This is a genomic window from Staphylococcus caledonicus, from assembly GCF_016238465.1.
Taxonomy (GTDB): Bacteria; Bacillota; Bacilli; order Staphylococcales; family Staphylococcaceae; genus Staphylococcus; species Staphylococcus caledonicus.
Window position 1 is genome coordinate 31,369 of record NZ_JABTXV010000008.1, and the last position, 17,566, is coordinate 48,934.

Annotated in this window: 13 protein-coding genes; 5 read left to right on the forward strand and 8 right to left on the reverse strand. The window is 30.5% G+C overall.

All coding sequences use genetic code 11. The annotated features are described in order from the left end of the window. Positions 1 to 88 precede the first annotated feature (88 nt). Together HS848_RS12800 and HS848_RS12340 are read right to left on the reverse strand one after the other, a co-directional pair. The gene (locus HS848_RS12800; RefSeq protein ID WP_232806187.1) at positions 89 to 1,915 is read right to left on the reverse strand and encodes a DUF4041 domain-containing protein; all 1,827 of its coding nucleotides are present in this window, start codon (positions 1,913 to 1,915) and stop codon (positions 89 to 91) included. Positions 1,916 to 1,960: 45 nt separating this feature from the next. Further along, positions 1,961 to 3,454 (reverse strand): replication initiator protein A, encoded by a 1,494-nt coding sequence (locus tag HS848_RS12340; protein WP_198612534.1) that lies wholly within the window; start codon positions 3,452 to 3,454, stop codon positions 1,961 to 1,963. Between the two features lie 368 nt (positions 3,455 to 3,822). On the opposite strand from HS848_RS12340, the gene HS848_RS12345 reads away from it, so the two are divergent. The 3 genes from HS848_RS12345 to HS848_RS12350 all read left to right on the forward strand — a co-directional run bounded on the left by HS848_RS12345 (position 3,823) and on the right by HS848_RS12350 (position 5,168). Next, complete coding sequence (locus HS848_RS12345) at positions 3,823 to 4,416, forward strand: hypothetical protein (RefSeq protein WP_198612535.1); 594 nt, start codon at positions 3,823 to 3,825, stop codon at positions 4,414 to 4,416. Positions 4,417 to 4,636: 220 nt separating this feature from the next. Continuing rightward, entirely contained in the window at positions 4,637 to 4,768 is a 132-nt protein-coding gene (locus HS848_RS12825; RefSeq protein WP_269814430.1) for a hypothetical protein, read from the forward strand. Between the two features lie 187 nt (positions 4,769 to 4,955). Next, entirely contained in the window at positions 4,956 to 5,168 is a 213-nt protein-coding gene (locus HS848_RS12350) for a hypothetical protein (RefSeq protein WP_198612536.1), read from the forward strand. Positions 5,169 to 5,235: 67 nt separating this feature from the next. On the opposite strand, the gene HS848_RS12355 is transcribed toward HS848_RS12350, so the two are convergent. Next, positions 5,236 to 6,975 carry a hypothetical protein gene (locus HS848_RS12355; protein ID WP_232806188.1) on the reverse strand — a complete coding sequence of 580 codons (1,740 nt, stop codon included), beginning with the start codon at positions 6,973 to 6,975 and terminating at the stop codon, positions 5,236 to 5,238. Between the two features lie 377 nt (positions 6,976 to 7,352). On the opposite strand from HS848_RS12355, the gene HS848_RS12360 reads away from it, so the two are divergent. Both HS848_RS12360 and HS848_RS12365 read left to right on the forward strand, forming a co-directional pair. Beyond that, positions 7,353 to 8,039: a hypothetical protein gene (locus tag HS848_RS12360; protein WP_198612538.1), complete on the forward strand. Its 687-nt coding sequence runs from the start codon at positions 7,353 to 7,355 to the stop codon at positions 8,037 to 8,039. Positions 8,040 to 8,534: 495 nt separating this feature from the next. Continuing rightward, on the forward strand, positions 8,535 to 9,434 hold the full coding sequence (locus HS848_RS12365; RefSeq protein ID WP_198612539.1) for a replication/maintenance protein RepL: 900 nt from the start codon (positions 8,535 to 8,537) through the stop codon (positions 9,432 to 9,434). A 96-nt stretch (positions 9,435 to 9,530) separates the two neighbouring features. On the opposite strand, the gene HS848_RS12370 is transcribed toward HS848_RS12365, so the two are convergent. From HS848_RS12370 to HS848_RS12390, 5 genes are all read right to left on the reverse strand, one after another. Further along, positions 9,531 to 10,421, reverse strand: a complete 891-nt coding sequence (locus tag HS848_RS12370; RefSeq protein ID WP_198612540.1) for a hypothetical protein — start codon at positions 10,419 to 10,421, stop codon at positions 9,531 to 9,533. Positions 10,422 to 10,449: 28 nt separating this feature from the next. Further along, on the reverse strand, positions 10,450 to 10,755 hold the full coding sequence (locus tag HS848_RS12375; RefSeq protein ID WP_198612541.1) for a hypothetical protein: 306 nt from the start codon (positions 10,753 to 10,755) through the stop codon (positions 10,450 to 10,452). 82 nt (positions 10,756 to 10,837) lie between these two features. Then, entirely contained in the window at positions 10,838 to 14,158 is a 3,321-nt protein-coding gene (locus HS848_RS12380; protein WP_198612542.1) for a DUF4013 domain-containing protein, read from the reverse strand. A gap of 44 nt (positions 14,159 to 14,202) precedes the next feature. Continuing rightward, positions 14,203 to 16,131 carry an AAA family ATPase gene (locus tag HS848_RS12385; RefSeq protein WP_198612543.1) on the reverse strand — a complete coding sequence of 643 codons (1,929 nt, stop codon included), beginning with the start codon at positions 16,129 to 16,131 and terminating at the stop codon, positions 14,203 to 14,205. 11 nt (positions 16,132 to 16,142) lie between these two features. Continuing rightward, positions 16,143 to 17,357 (reverse strand): hypothetical protein, encoded by a 1,215-nt coding sequence (locus HS848_RS12390; RefSeq protein ID WP_198612544.1) that lies wholly within the window; start codon positions 17,355 to 17,357, stop codon positions 16,143 to 16,145. Positions 17,358 to 17,566: the final 209 nt, after the last annotated feature.

The following is a 17,566-nucleotide window of genomic DNA, read 5'->3' on the forward strand; positions in this document are numbered from 1 at the left end:
GTTTATTAATCTTATTTTACCAATATTCATACCTTTGTTCTATGAACTTTCAAAAGTAACCAAAAAAGTTTAGTCATGTAGTATGAATTTAATTATATTGCTCACTGATATTCTGACTTTCCCAATATTGCTCTGCAACTGGTATTTTTGTAAATTCAACTGTATTATTATGATTATTTTTAACGACTTCTTCTATTTCGTTAATATCAACTCTAAAGAATTCTTTTCTATGGTTTACTTTATTTATTTCTCTGTCTCTAAAATGTCTATGTAATGTATTTTCCAGTGTTGGTGCATCATCGCTAAATATCATTGCATGAACATCAAATTCAAAAGGTACAGATGCATCACCTAACTCTTTAACTCTATCATAGGGTTCTAATCTACGAGTTAAGCCAATCTTGTATACACCTTCACCAAATGACCCAATATTCGATATTACATAGACATAACCAGCTCTAGTATTGAGTTTTCTGTTTTCAACATCTTTTTTATCTTCTTCTAGTTGCTTAACTTTCTCTTCAAGTTCTTTGATTTTATCAACATATAGTTCTTTTTCAATTTCATTTTGTGATTTTTCTAAACGTTTAAATAAACTCTTTATTTCATTACCAAATTGTCTTTCTTCTTTTTCAATTTTTTTCTCTTGTTGTTCTAATTCTCTTCTTACTTTTTCTTCTTCTTTCATCTGCTCTTTGATTTCTCGTTGTAATTCTTTTTCTTGTTCAATTTTAATTGCTCGTTCATTAATTAGATTCAATTTTTCTAACTTTATTTTTAGATATCCTCTAGTTAATTCAACATTATCAACTTTATATATTTTGTTTAGGGTTTCAAAAGAACGAATTATTTTTTTATGATAGTTTTCATAATTTCTAGAAGTTAAGCTACTAAATAAATAGTCACATTCGGTATTAAATGACCTTAATATCTGCTTAATTTGATTATTTATAAATGATTTTTTCTCATCATATCCTGAGTAAAATACTGCATTATCATCTTTCACCATATCTTTTTCATCTAAAGATAACATGCTTAATCTATCGTTTAATTCTTTTGAAGTAATACTATCTTCAAAATGAGATACAAAGATATCTTTCAAATCGGAATTTAAAATCTTATCTTCAATATTGCTATCTAATTCTAAGATTTTCTCTTTTTTAAGTCTTATTTCATCATTGAGTTTTTCATTCTTTGCTGCAATATCCTTACGTTCCAAATTAAGTTCAGCTATCGTATTCATGATTTGTCTTTTCTTCTCATTAATCGCTGTTAATTCTTTGTTTTTATAATCTTGAAGTTTATCTTTTTCATCTTTGATTGTATTTTGTAATTCTTTTTCTTGGATTTTTAATTGTTTTTTTATTGAATACACATCGTTTAATTCTTTTTGTAACTTGCCATTTAAACCATGTGACTCATCTTTAAATTCATATTCTATTTGTTGCTTTTCTTCGGTCAATGCTTTGTTAGCGGAATCTAAATCATTAATTTGTTGTTTCCAATGATGTACTTCGTTGTTCATATCATTAAGTTTTTTATCTAAATCTAGTCTTTTTCTGTCTACATCAATAGCTAAGCTTAAAAGACTGATGAAAGTTTTCCCACCACTCTTAGTCGTAAAGTCTATGCTAGCCTGATAACGCATTGACTGACGACCATATACTAGATGGACGTAATATTTCAATACTTTACTTTCAGTACTAAAATCTATGATATCTCCTAACGGTATTCGGTATTTTAAATCATGTTTTGTATTGATTATTGTTATGTTTTCAGATGTTAAAAATATTGAAGATATAATATTTCTATCCTTGCCGTTTTCTTTATAAATAAAGGCGGCAGTGTGGGAATACACTATATTTTCAACTCCGAACACTCTTTTATAAGTTTCTAAATCGTTTGCAATAGACATTTTACGCCTCCAATTAATTATCTTCTGTAAGAATTACAAATATGCTTAATAAGGGATACCCAATTCATCTTGGAATCCAAGCGTATTATTATTTTGTTCATACTCATATTTAACCATCGTACAGTCCACTTTATTGTTTTGTAATTGCTTAGATATATCTTGAATTTTAGCAAACCAACGGTCTTCGAATTCTTCCACAGTTTCATCACTATCATTTTGTTCTTTAATCTGTCTAATTTCGTGTGCTTTTAGTTCATTGATTGTACTGTTATAGAAATAACCACCCATTTCAGATACAGTACTTTGTTTCTCATGCATAGTAACCTTAACTCGTTTTAACATTTTGAGTAATTCGTCGTTAATCTCTTCAAGTACAAAGTTTGTATCATAATTTTCATTATAATTATTTTTAGCAGTTACCAGTTTCTTTAAAATAATGCCTAAATCATGAGAATTAAAGTTCATAAGATAGTTTTTTAAGAGTTTACTAAAGTTAAATGGTTGTAATTTCATTTCTTTTTTAGTTGTTTCTATGTCTTCGTCTGTGTTGTTTGGTTTTGATAAAAGATTGTTAGATATATACATACTATACATACTATACATAGAATACATAGAATTATATGTATTAATATATACTGTGTTCTTTAAATCTGTATTCATAGACTGCATATTTAAACCCTTGCCGACTGCATATTTAAACCCTTGCTTTTTATATACGCAACCCCCAATAGATTTTTCGGGTGGTACTAGTACATATTTTCTCTTTGTTTTTTGGTCTTGAGTTTCATCTATAAGTGAATCAGTTGTTAATTGTTCACTGCGTAAAGGTGTATATAAATATAAACGATTTGGTTCATTAATAGCCTGTTGGATTTGTTTAAGTAAACCTAAAGCTTCTAATTCTTTTTTAGCTTTAATAATACTTTTTTCACATACGTTTAACATTTTTGCTAACGCTTGATTAGCATAAATGCAGTATACACGACCTCTTTCATCAATATATTTTGACGGTCTCTTTGGCGTAACATTAGCTAACGTTAGTGTGAAACGTTCCTTTTGCAATGTATAGACTAATCTAGTTAATAGAGATGCGTTTGTATAATTAGGATTAGTTTCAAAAAACTTAGGCATATGGAAATATGATAACTTTTTACCGTTATCGTATGTTAAAGAATCATCTGATAATTGTGGTTGATTTACATAAATATGTTTACCATTATTTTTTGTCGAAATGAGACCAAATTCAATTAAAATCCGTTTGTATTTTTTAACTGAAGAATTAGAAAGGTTAAGGTCATTTTCTAATTCTTTAATTGGATAAGTAACAAAACGATTTCCGTTATTATCAATGTATAAGTCACTTACGTTTGATTTTAGAACTCTCATTTGTTTATTGGCGATATTTGTATACATTGCTTTTGATTGGTAAGGTAAATCTTGATAATTTTTATCTTGATATAGGAATTTGTAACTTTTAAGAAATGGTAAATGTTTTTTATCATTTTGATTACAGATACGTGTTTTTAGATTTTTAGTCATTTTAATAACCCCTTTATAGATAGTATTTGGGGGTTTTATCACCTAGAGAGAAAATAAAGAAGTTTTTAACAAAATAAGTAGAATAGTTGATTTGTTGGGATATGCCCTATATAATTAAAACTGTAAATAAAAGCATAAATAAGGGTTTATTTACAGTTTTATTTAAGTTCTTTATTAACAGGTGATAAAACACCATAATAAAGATTTATTTATAGCTTTATGTAAACCCTCTATTTACTTGAATAGAATGTTAATCTGTTTTGGTGACAAAACACCCTAACACAGTTGTTGGTAGCAACTGTGTTTTTTATTTGATTTCATTATAGCACCAGTTTCAAATATTTCCAATACATATACATGATGGATTTTTGATTGTTACATTAATAGAAAAAAATGCTAATATTATATTAAGAGTGATTGAAGTAGGTGAAAATATGACAAGTAATATATATATATATAAATGCTTTTTTCAAAGAGAAGCCAATATCAAATTAAATATGACCTTGAAATATACCCTATCCTTATTATATTCAATGAGTGGTGAAGATAATTATTTTCCATTAAAACAAGTAGAACTAGCTAAATTATTGAATATAGCAAAATCAGTATTGAGTATAAGGTTATCAGAATTATCAAAGCTATCTTACATTGACATTGAAAATGGAGGAGTAATAAAGGTTAATAGACCAAATAATACAGATGCCATTCCTATTCCTGAAGAATTTTTAAACGAGAAATATCATTCTTTAACATATGGAGCTAAAATTTTTTATAGTTACTATCGTTGGTTACAAGAAAAAGAAAACAAACCCTACTTAAAAATCAAAGGAACTGAGATAGCAAAACCGATTGGTCGAAGTTTAAGAACTGTACAAACGTATTACAAAGAACTAGAAGACTTTGGATTATTAGAAAAAGGTAAAGAACGAAATTTTAATACGTTTAACTTCAAACAAATATAGAAGAGCAACCCTATTAATAATGTATTAATAGGGTTTATTTTTTGTTTTACAACAAAAAATAAACAGGTAAGTAATCATATAAATACGTAGGTAAATAAACAGGTAAGTAATCATATAAATTAAAAAAATTGAGAAATTAGATAAAAAAAGAGGAGAAAACCATTGACTACATGCCGATTGGCATGTATAATAGAATTATCAAATCAAGGAGGTGAGCACAATGAACCGTATAGAGCGAAAAGAAAAAGAGGCAGAAATCCAATTAACCCGTAGCAAAACCTTCAAAAATTACGCTATTGGTTTTTCGGTAATCGCCCCAGCAATTAAAATAATAATCAGTTGTCTACATTAGGTATTACGGGGGTTATCCCCCGTTACCTCTATTATAAAACGAGGTGATAAAAATGACAAAATTAATGAAGATAAAATTAAAAACTTTGTTGAACTATGCTATTGGTGTATTAGCTATCGCATTAGCTTTAATTTTCATTCTGTATCTATAAAACGCTCAAATAAATAAACGGTTCATTGATAAGACAATGATTATAAAAACTATCGAACGACTACTAGAAAGTGATTTATCGGCTTACTATATTCATCAACAAACAGGTGTATCGGCGTCTAGTATACAACGATTAAGAAGTGGTGAACGTAAGCTTAGTAAACTAACTTTAGACAGTGCAGAAAAACTTTATCTTTATCAATTGGAATTAGAAAAACACAATCAGGCGAACCAATTAAATAAAGACTAAAGATAAATGAAATAGAACTCAAAATATAAGCCCCCATAGAACTTGTAGGGGGCTTTTAGTCGTTATATTATTGTTTTTCTTTTTCCAAGTATTCATTTATTAAATTCGTAATCTCTGTTTCTGTATGCTTTACATATTCGTATTGATGACCATCTTGATAACTATTAGAAATTTCACCACTTACGATACTAGTACATATATTGGTATTATCATTTAACTTAGGATTATTTTTCACATGTAGGATAATGTCAATACAACGTAATAAACGGTCTTCTAGTGATGACAAGTCTACATGGAATAAGTTCATTTTGTATTTCATTGTAAGTGTATAATCGGCTATTCCTAATGAAAACATTCTATATACAAATATGAAATCTGATAGCTTTAATGACAACATATACTTTTCTAATTTAAGTGGTAATATTGAACGATGAAAACCTGAAAATAAATACAATACACGTATCATATCCTGAGTATTGTCATCTGACTCATTACAATTGGTCAGTTGTATTAATAGCTGCATCATATAAGACGTTTCTTCTGAATAGCTATAAATATTATTCCCTTTTTCTAATTTGGCATATTGTTTGTCAATATCAATACCTATATCTGTAGTAGTCCAATCATAATACGTATTAAATCCATCTAAGAACATATCATGTAGGAACGGTGCAATATGAGAAAATTCAAGGTCTGCCAGTATCAACAAACCTTTGACTTCACAGATTGCTATATTAATAGAAGACATATTATCACTATAACTAAATATATTATCTGGTGTAAGTTCAAGATTAGTTACATTGTTGATTTCTATAATATCACGTAGTGTATTGCCTAAAAAAATTGCATCATTAAGGGTAAATAATCGAAGTAAAGAGATTGTTGATTTCTGAAATTCGGGAAACGCATTTTGTAATCTTTTAATCTTAAACGAGTCGGTTTTTTTAATCTTCAAATCCGATAATATTGTAGACATCATCGAATTAAATATATCAATATGATAATTAATTTGTGATTTGTTAGTTTTAAAATGATTTGGATTATCTAAATAGCGTTTCATCTCATTGTTAAATACATAGAAACATAAATTATGCTTTGTATATACGTCTTTGTTATCTGTATCACCCACTAAAGCCATTGTTTGAATGATTTTACTAATACCATCAGCATGTTTTCGTAGATAGCGATTGGGATTGTTGATGTTGTAATGTGCTATATAACTTCGCATAGCATGTTGTATTTCCAAAATATGTTCGATATCCATCGTTTGAAAAATAAAAGCTATTTTTGATGGCATATATTTAATTAATTTTTGTTTTTCGTAATGTGTTGTTTTTGTATTAGATTGTTTAGGTACACAGGAGACGTCGTATGTGTAGAAACGCAGATACCCATTAGTCGTAGTTGAAGTGTTAAGTAAATGTGCATGAATGAGTTGTTCGTTGTACATCTCAACTGTTTCTTCATCAATCATTAATTCATTAACAATATCTTTAATTTTATATATTCCATAAAGTATATGTTCATCATTGTAAAAATCACTATTACCCATATTTTCTTTAATAGCAAATAAATATCTATTTCGATAAATAGTATATAAAATCTTAGCGTACCAATCTAAATCATCAAAAGCATCTTTTAGTAAGAATGATGGCATTTTGTAAATACCTTTTTTGGCTAATTCTCTTTGTTGTAAAACAACTATTTTATCTCCTGCTGTAAAAATCAAATCCAGTTCTTCTAAATCAATTAAATATTGTTCTATATCTTCAGCTACTATTTTAGATTCACTCTCTAATTTTCGCATATTTAAAGTCCATTCGTCATAACCATTTCTGAATTGCAATTTACTTAGAATACTATATAAGATTTTAGCTAAAAAAGATAAATTACTGTATTTGTCATTAATAAATAGTTCTCGACTAATGCCTAAATAATTAGGATTTCTTAGACTTAATTCTGTAATTGTATAATTCATAAGTTAATTTAACCCCTTTTAAATTATGTTATTAAAGTTATTATATGTTTCTTTCATCTTATCACTTTTTAATATATAAACCTTTAATAGCATTCGAAATGTGAAGCGGGAAGGCTAAGATAGGCAAAGACAGATATAATAAGTTGATAATTAATATATACTTGGTTATAAGTAGAGAAAAATTACAAATGACGGGAGACGATATAGTGAATCAAGCATTAATTAATTATCAAAAAACAATGGCTATGATTAAAAATAATACGCAGTTACAAAGAAATGTGTTCACAACAACTAACTACTTAAATAGTTCAGAATATAGAAAATTAATGAGTAATGATATCTTCAAAAGTACTTCAATAGAACTAACAGAAAAACTGAGAAAAGCATTTAAAGTAAGCAATAACTTTACTGAAATTAGTCAGTTAAATACAAAAATGATAGAAAACTTTAGACGTCATTGGGGATATAATCAAGAATTCACAAATACAATTAGTAGTATAAAAAATATGAAGATTCCTAATATAGATGGTTTAACAGAAATTATTAATGATAATGGCATTGTGAAAATGGGAGATATTAAAGTAACATCAGAAACAATCATTACAAACGATAATTACGTGGAACGCTATCCCCATGAACATCAAAATCAAAGTACAGAAATTGATAGTAAAGAGAAGGTTGAATATTTAACTACTAAACTGTTTGAACCACTATTCAATGCGATAGTTAAAATTAATGAAAGTACGCTACCAACAACTTCTAATTTAACATATCAATTATACCTACATAGTAATGACTGTTATACGTTTTTTATGATGATTACTATTATACAATTGATTGTCTATGTGGCATGTTACGAGCCTAAACAGAAAGAGGACGAAAAAATTAAATAAGGGAACCAACAAAAAGACTCTACTTAACCATGATTGGTTGTAGAGCCTTTTTGTATATGATATTAGCATTTTAATTGATATTCGATACTATGCAGTGTATATACTGAAGAAATGAAACAAGCACTTAAATATCCTTTGATTTCTGAATATTTAATGCTAAAATTAATTTAAATCAAATTAAGAACGAAAAAGAACATCTAGCATTAATAATTGTTAGCGCAATTATTAATCGCTAATCCGATAAAACCAGTATCGGCTAGCACTTCACACGATGAATCCCCCATCGGCAAAGTTTCTCTTTAAGATGTCCTCTTTCTTATTAATTTGATACCCTTATGTTACTAAATCAACCATTATTTGGCAATATAAAAGTATCAAATTAAACTGGAACTGAAGGATATCCATCATGACAATATCGTCACGAAAGAGTGTAAGCCGAATTAAATTTCATCGGCTTACACTCTTTTTTGTTCTCCAAAGAAGGAGATAGATATTATGGCTTATCAACTTATTAATTTACAAGATTATGCTACATTCAATTCTATAGAAGAAATGGATAATACAGTAAGACAATATAATGCATCACTTACTAAAACACATTATGAAACACTTAACTTACTCAAACAGTACAGTTGTATAGTAATAGGTGTCTCTCATATTAAGATTAAAACAATCGCAAAGTCATTAGATAAATCGGTGCGCACAATAAAAAGACATTTAAAGGCTTTACAAGAAAAAGGATACATTTCTGTTATTAATCTTATGAGAATCAAAACTGGAGGTAAAGGTGCTAACGCTTATGTAATAAATCCAGTTGAAGTCCAACAAGAAATTATTAATGACACGTCGCAAGTGTCCCCTCGTGATGTAGAAGAACATAATCGCCAACATCAGTCACATCAAGCAATGACGTTTGCCAAAGTAAAGAAACAAACTATAAGTTCTTTTAAACTATTAAAATCTTATTTAAGTAACAAAAGACGTAAGAAATCAATTAAATTAAAACGTACTGAGAATATTAAGAGCTTTAGAGCGTGTCCTGAAGTTGTACCACTTGAACTCTATGAAAAGTACAAGCCTTTCTTTAGTGATGCCCAAATTAAAGGACTCTATAATGCGATTACGTCTCAGATACAAAAGCACGGTAATATCACAGATGAAAACTATACAATCATTGTTGAGACTTGTTTCAATTCACTAATTAAAAAATTAAGAAAATACCATAGAAATGAAGGAAATAAAGTTCGCAATATCTTTGCATATGTCACACAAATAGCTAAAACATTATCTTATCGTCAATACCATATGAACATGTGGAATCAAGAAAACTACATAGATAATCAACCTAGTGAGTTCAAACAAATAAGTCTTCAAATGTGGGGTATAACTGATTAATTTAACTCAAATGAACGCATTCAATGAGATAATAGGAAATGATTTAAACGCAAAATTAAGCCCCTTATAGCAAACTATAGGGGCGAGAGTTTGTTATTATGAACCTTTTTTGTGTTTAAATTCTTGGTTATCCTTAATAGCAGGGTCTGTTGGTTTATCAAGTAAAACTTTTTTAATATTATTATCAACAGTAGTGACTAAGAATGGGTCAGTTCCTTCTTTAGAGCCATCCTCTTCATCAAAAGTACTTAAACCAGCAACTTTTTTACCAGAGATTTCTGTAGGTGCTACAGTATTGGAAAATGTATTATATTCTCCATTGTTAGTTTGAAAAGCTTTAAGGAAATTAAATTTTCTATCGGTACTAATTCTTAATTTGCCGCTACCAACAGAACGTAAGTCTACTTTTTGTGATTTTGGAGCTTCATAATCATGACTCTTAAGGTCTTCCATATTTTTCTCTAAGTCTTTTAGAGATTCTTTAGGGCTTTTATTATGGAGTTCTTTTTGAATGACGGCATAATCACTACCACCATGTGAATCTTGAGAAGGACTATAGTTAGCATAACCTTTTTTTATAAGGTCTTTAGCATTCTTAATATCCGCTTCAGTATCACCATAGAATTCAGCCATTTTCATATTGAAGTACTTTTTATCTTGTTTTTTAATATCTTTAATTAATGATTTTTCATCTTGATGTAGCAATTTTCCTAATTCTTGAGACGGAATTGTATTAGCTTGGTATATCTTCATTTTTCCGCCCTTTGTAATAATAAACTCATCAACTACGGATTGACTTTCCAAAGTCTCAGTTTTCTTATCATGCATTAGAAACCATACATGCTCTTTATCTTCTTGCATCATTTCGCCGACTTTCATTTCATCACTTTTTGTAGTCTTTTTTTGTTTAGGATTACTGTTATTAGAACACGATGCAAGTACTATCATAAGTACTAAAGATGCGATTAATAAGATGTATTTTTTCATAAGTATCAACCTTTCTTTTATGCGCAATCTACTTTTCTTTTTTGTTTTTACTGTTGTTTTCATCAGATTTAGGGAACATACGACTACCTAGATTTTTCAAATAATTGATAGCACTACCTTCTTGCGACTCTTTTAAGAAATCAAAATCCTTACTATCATCAAAGAACTTTCTATTGTTACCGTCTTTGTTTTTAAACTTATCTGAAATGAATTTTGCTAAGCTACCTTCTTGAGCTTGTCCTAGATGACCGTATTTTTCTTTGCGTTTTGCTTTACGTTCAGCTTTCTTTGCTTCTTTTTCTTCGGGTGTATCTTTCTCGAATGTAATCTTCATTGTTATCACCTCAATAAAAATTTTGTAAAAGAAAAGGGCATCACGATGGATACCCTTTGAAGTTTTAAAGAAGACATATCAATTATTTATCTTTGTTATCTACATCTATATTATCATATTTGCTGTAGATTGATGATGCACCTTGTCGGAACGCATAATCGAGTTGTTCTTTTTGTCTCATGCTGTCATTGTCTAAGTCTTCTAAGTGTTTACCATTAATACTATCGTTAAATTGGTCAAGTTTATTGTAGTCAATATCTCCATCATCATTTACAAATTTAGTACCTTGTAAATGTTGCTTAGCGCTGTCTTGGCTCAATGCCGCATATTGACCATTGTTTGTATAATATAGTTTTTCTTGGAATTCTGATTCGTTATTTGCTGTATTTAATGTTTTTAGTTCTCTATCACTAAATGGCGGTTGTTGTGATGCAAAGTCATTTGCTGTTTCATATGATGAATGGTTGCTCTGACTTGTTGTTGGATAATCATCATTAGAGAATGAACGATTGTTATCTTGGTAGTTAGGTGTGTTTATATCTGTAGATGTGTTTTTAATATCTTTATTCGCTTGAGCTTCTCCAGACTTTTTAGCTTGTTCTTGCTTTTGACGGCTAATGTCCTTCGCAAAGTCATTTGCAGAACCAGATTTCATAGCTGAAGGTAATGAATCAGCAGTATTTTTGTATTGATTATTTCGTTTGTGGTTTTCAGGGTCAACTGGTTTATTGTTTGTACCGTTATTATTAGCTGAAGTTGGGTTGCCTTTAGTACCAGCAAAATAATTATGACCACCATATGGATTATGTGTTCTAGATGGGTTAGGATTTTCAGCACCTAATAACGTACTTCGAGCTGTACCAGAACGACCTGTGTTAGCTGCGCCACCTTGTCTAGCTGCAAATGCATTTGCTGATTCTTTGCCATCTTGATTATCATTAGAATTTGATGTTTTATTCGTAATGTAGTTGACGCCGTGACTTGCCCACTCAGAAGGTGTTGTAGCTGCATTCCAAGTAGCACCCATTGTACTTTTATTCATACCTGCTGCTGTATTACTTGCTGCTGAACCACTCACTTCACGAGCTGTACGGTTAGCTAAACGAATTGCATGTCTAAATTGTTGACGAGAACGCATAATTGATTGTGCACGTTTAGCTAGATTTAAACCAATATCAGTAGGTAAACCAATAATAGTTGTAATGATATTCGTACCTGTCACTGTTTTAGAAATAACTAAGTAGAAACCAGCAAACAAGAATACGATGGATTTACCTAAATCAATGACACCATCGACATTTAAGATACCAAACGCCTTAACAACCCCGTTCACACCTTGCACCAGTAAGTTAATTGCTGATACAAGTAATGAAGGTAAGGCATATGCGATAAATCCAGTCATCGGTGATGTTAAACCAAGTAATAGACAAACAAGCATGTGTGCTGGATTACCAGTACTTAAACCTAGTAACCAATGCTTAACTGCTAAGATTGTTGCCTTAAAGAAATTGGTAAATAGTAAAGCGTGTATACAACCTAAAATAACAATAGATTGGAATATTGCTTGTGTTACCATTGCCATGTAAGAGCCAGATTTACCAAGTAGTCCTTCACCCGGTAAAGTATATTCTCTCCACTCTGTTTTAACAGTACTCATGTTTTTTGCCTGTCCTTGAATACCCGTCGGTGGAATATTGTAGGCATAAAAGTTTGCTGCATGGTCTTCGAATGATGTTTGAAGCATAAGTGCAACAGATTGTGTAGAGAATGATTTTTCGCCATCTACACCAGCATTGGCTTGTGGTTTATATTTCTTATCTGTTGGTTTAGCTTCATCCTCATTAGAACTAGATACGGGTTTAGCCGTCCAAATATAATCTTTATAATTTTGTTGGTCTACCTTTTTACCTAAGCTTCCGATATTCTGAAAAGCTGAATATTTACTTGTTGGGTCATCACCTGAAGCAGGTGTTTGTCGAATATCAGACATATATGTGTTTACATTAAATTTACCGTTTTGCATATAACCAAAAATTAAATCTAAACTCATTTTCATTGAGCTTTCATCATTGATGTTATCCATGCGATTATAAGATTCGTAGTTAATATTGCTGATTAAATTACGAGCATTACTCGGTGCATAATCACCATCAATATGTTGTTTATCTGAACCTGCATTAGGTGCTTTGTTTTCTTGTTGTAAGGCGTTAGGTGATAAGTTCTGAGATGCTGCCCATTTTCTATCATTGAGAATATATTGTTGAGCTGGTGAAGGATTAAATTTCTTATTGTTTTGTATATTATCTAGCTGACTTGCAAATCCACTTACTAATGTAATAATCAACACGGGGACTGGGAAAAAGGTTAAAAATCGAATGATTAAACGTTTGGTATGGTCTCCGAATTGTCCGAAATGAAATGCATCAGATGATAGTGTGCGCATCATACGATAAACGAACAGTCCAACTATAGCGTAAAAGCCTGTTAGAACTAAAAAGTTAAAGAACGCTGGTGATAATCCAACACCTTGTACAAATCCATAGACTGCTTTAACAAATGGATTTGATGCATTCTCTTTTAATTGGTCAGGGTCGTTATAACCTAAAATTGAGAAAACATCGAATTTAGCTAAGAAACTTACAATCCAACCAAGTAATCCATTAAAGAATCCGTGTATTAGAATAGCCCCTAAGCAAAATAGCCCTGCAAAATAACGCATAATCGTATTAAATGCGCCGTCTGCTTTAGCAGCTAATGTATTACCAGACACGGTTTCAACGTATCCGTAGTGAGAAAACGTTGAGAAGAATGAAGCAAGCTGACGTCCTGCTTGAGAGTTTGCGTCTTTATCTCCGTTTTGAGCGCCTAAATCTTTACCAATGGAGTACATTTCATTAAAGGGAATATCAACTTCAACACCACCGTCTCCCATAAATGAACCGATGGCATTTTTGACCATTTTTTGGACGCCCCCACCATTTCCTTCTTCTTTTTCTTTTTTATTATCTTTATTATCTCCAGATTCCATTAAAATACGAGAGTACAATGTCCATAGATTACTATCTGCTTGATATGCATCACCAGCAACCCATTTATCGCCTTGATTTTTAACGATATTCTGTTTACGCAATTTGTTTAATTCATCATCTTCTTTTTCTGTTGTATCTCCGTTGTTAGCTTTTTTAAGCAATTCTTCAGTACTATTTACATTATCAGAATTATTATTATTACCATCTTGATTGTTATCTTGGTCATCATTATTGCCATTATTTTCTTTTTCATCAGCATAAGCTATATGATGTGATAGTGGTGAAGCACTATGCATTGATAGAAAGCTTAATGATAAAGTTGAAATCAATACGATTGCGATAAGTAATGTAAAGACACGTTTTTTATGCTGCATTATAAATCATTCCTTTCTAATGATTAGTATTATTTTTAAAAGTGTTAGGAAGCGGGTTCTACGATGATATCGCCTAATCCTACTTGATAATCAGGATTTTCAAACGAGCACTTACCATTTGTATGCACAAAGAAGCGTCGTTTATCAGGATTATCTAGGATAGCATCTAAGATGTTCGGGAAAATTTCATTGTCAATATAACGCTTTATAGCACGAGCGCCCCCAAAGTTCGAATCATCAATATTAGCAAGTTCAAAACAAACATACATTGTTAATTCACTAGCTACAATATTATATCCGCCATGACTCCATTTCATAGGTTCTCTTACTTTAACGTTGTAGCCTTCAGGACGGTTATTGAGTTGTTTAATTAGTTTCATGATACTTCTATGACAAATCTCTATCAAGGTTGTCTCGTGTAGAGCGTAGAATGGAACAATATTTGAAAATCTACCAACAAACTCAGGAGAAAATGCATCTCTTAAGGCATCGTGTATATCAATTTCTAAATCTCTATATTCTTGTTTTAATGATGCTGAGTATTTATTCATATTCTCTTGAGTGATAGTTGTACGTAATCGGCTGTATTGGTTTACATCTTTAAATAAGTCAGCAGCTACGTTACTTGTTGCAATGACAATCGTATTTTTTAATGAAACTTCATGTGTAATCATGTAACCATCTGCGCCTATTTCATTATGTCTAACGATACCTTCATCTAAGATAGCTAATAAGTCTTGCATCACATTTTTATGTGCTTTTTCCATTTCATCTAGTAACACGATGACTGTTGAATCATGACTAACCGTTTTACCTAACTCACTACGAAATATAGGAGATGTATTGGCTAGAGCGTAATCAGCCATATTAAATGTTTTATATTTATTAGGATTATCATACAAGCCTTCAGCAAGTGCTTTTGTCATTTCAGTTTTACCAACACCACTTGAACCGATAAATAACATTGTTGCTTTAGGTCTATTACTAAAATTATCTAGTTGGAAGGCTAACTTTTTAATTGCTTGTCCCACTGTATATAGAGCCATTGGCTGTCCCATAACTCGATTTAGAATCGTTTGATATACATGGTCAAAGTTTGCTTGAAAATTTAACGTTATATTGTATTGTTCATCGAAAATTCGATTAATAATAGATTCATCAATATCAACATCTTCAACTCTATGAATAGCAATTGCACTTTCTAATATATCGATAGATTTTGCAGGTTCAGCAAATTGTGGTCTATATAATCTGTTAGCTTCTATGATTTTGTCTAGTAATGCATCATCAATTCTTACATCTGATTCATTATAGAAATAAGTAGACAACCAACTATCCTGTAGAATTTGCTTTGTAACATCTTTATTGACTTCGTTAATCGCTAGATTTTTAAAACGACGAGCCAAAGGTGCATCATTAGCAATATATGAATCATACTCAATACGTGTTGTTGCAGCAATAACCTTTACGTATGAACGAGCTAGAGAAGTTTTGAGTAAATCTCCACCTAATTTAGAGCCTTTACCAAATATAGAAACAACCATATGAACCTCATCAATAAATAAAACAACTTCAGTGTTTGGGTCACTCTCTCTAAGAATATCTTGATATTCTTTTAATTTTGGCATTAGAGATTCCATACGTTTTTGAAGTAATGTGTTACCGTCTGAACTCATAGCACCTAATGCTAAAGATAGTAAAACTACTTTTTTATTTTTTTGTTTTTGCATTTTTAGCCAAGTTTCGACGATAGCTGTTTTACCAGCACCTGCTAGCCCTATAAGAAGGGCTATAGGTGTTAAAGGTCGAGACATTAGTATGTCTAATTGATGGAGTTCTTTATCTCTACCGATTACATTATGCTTAGGTTCGTATAATTGAGTTAGAGAATAACCTAGTTCTCTATTCATGTCTTCAAAGAATTCATTGGCTTTTATATTGTAACTATCGAAACGTTTATGTGTATCAGTCATGTGTATCGCTCCTAGTATATTGTTGCTTTTTCTTGCATATCTCCAAAATCTTCTTTACCAAAGTTAGACTTTTTCAATTTATCAATTTCACTGTTAAGAGAATCAATTTCTTTTTCTTCATCTTTAATAGATTCTTCTGTTTTTTCTAGGTTAGATTCATTTTTTGATTTATTATTACCAACGTCTTTTTCTTTGTCTTTTTTCTTGGATTTTTTATCTTTATTCTCATCTTTAACACGAGACTCGTATTCTTTTTTACTAGTCTTCAAATCTTTTAAGTTAGATTCATGTTTTTCTCTTTCGTCTTCTTTCTCCTTGATAGCTGAATCTGTACTTGTTTGAGATATTACTTTTGAATAATCTATATCTCCAGATGATGTTAAGAAACTACCTTTGTATACTTTTGTATTATCAGAATATGGATTAATGATAAATTTAATGAAGTCTCTTTCTTTTTTAGCTTTTTTAGCGTTATCATCATTGCCAAATGCTGAGTTAGAAGAGCCATCATCATTCATAGAAGAAATTGCACTTTCTATTCCATCTTCTTCATCAATATCAGTAGAAGAACTAGATGATTGAGTAATTGATTTTGTTGTCAAACTTAGTGTGTTTTCAATACCAATATGATAAGGTTGGTCTTTTAGTTTACCTTTAATAAATAAATAACCATCACCTTCAACCCCTAGTATTCCGTAAGCCATTTTTACTTTTGGTTTTGCACCTTTTGGATTCATATAAAGCTTGTAAGCACTACCTCTATTAGAAAGCTTATCTTGTGAACTTTGAGGATAACCAAGTTTGACAATAGTCACATCTCTATTTTTGTCAGTCCAAACTTCACTGAATTTTACTTTTGCATCAGCTTGTGTAAAAGATTTAGTGCTACCAAACTCCTCAGTATTATTCTTTTTGAAATTACCGTAAGCTTGAAATCCAAAACCACAAAGTATAGAACTGAATATGAATAACACTATAGCGAATATAGCAATGAACGTAGTACGCATATCACGTTTAGTTCTTGGGTCTTTATCGCCACCAATACCGCCTTCGATATCATATTTTGTTTTATTAGATTTAAATTCTTTACGCTTACGTTTCATTTCTTTTTTTTCTTCTTTAGTTAGCTTTTTCTTAGGGGTCTTATTTTGTTGCTGCTGGGATTTTTGTTTCTTTTTAATCGCTTTTAATTTTTCTTTGTCATCACGTTTTTTTCGCTTAAACATATGAAGCCACCTTTCATTAGTGATATAGCTAATGAGTGAATCTATTATTTGAAAAATAATAGATTCAATTTATTACTTACGATGTTATTTACGTTATTACTTACGATGTTATTTACGTTATTACTTACGATGTTATTTACGTTATTACTTACGATGTTATTTACGTTATTACTTACGATGTTATTTACGTTATTACTTACGATGTTATT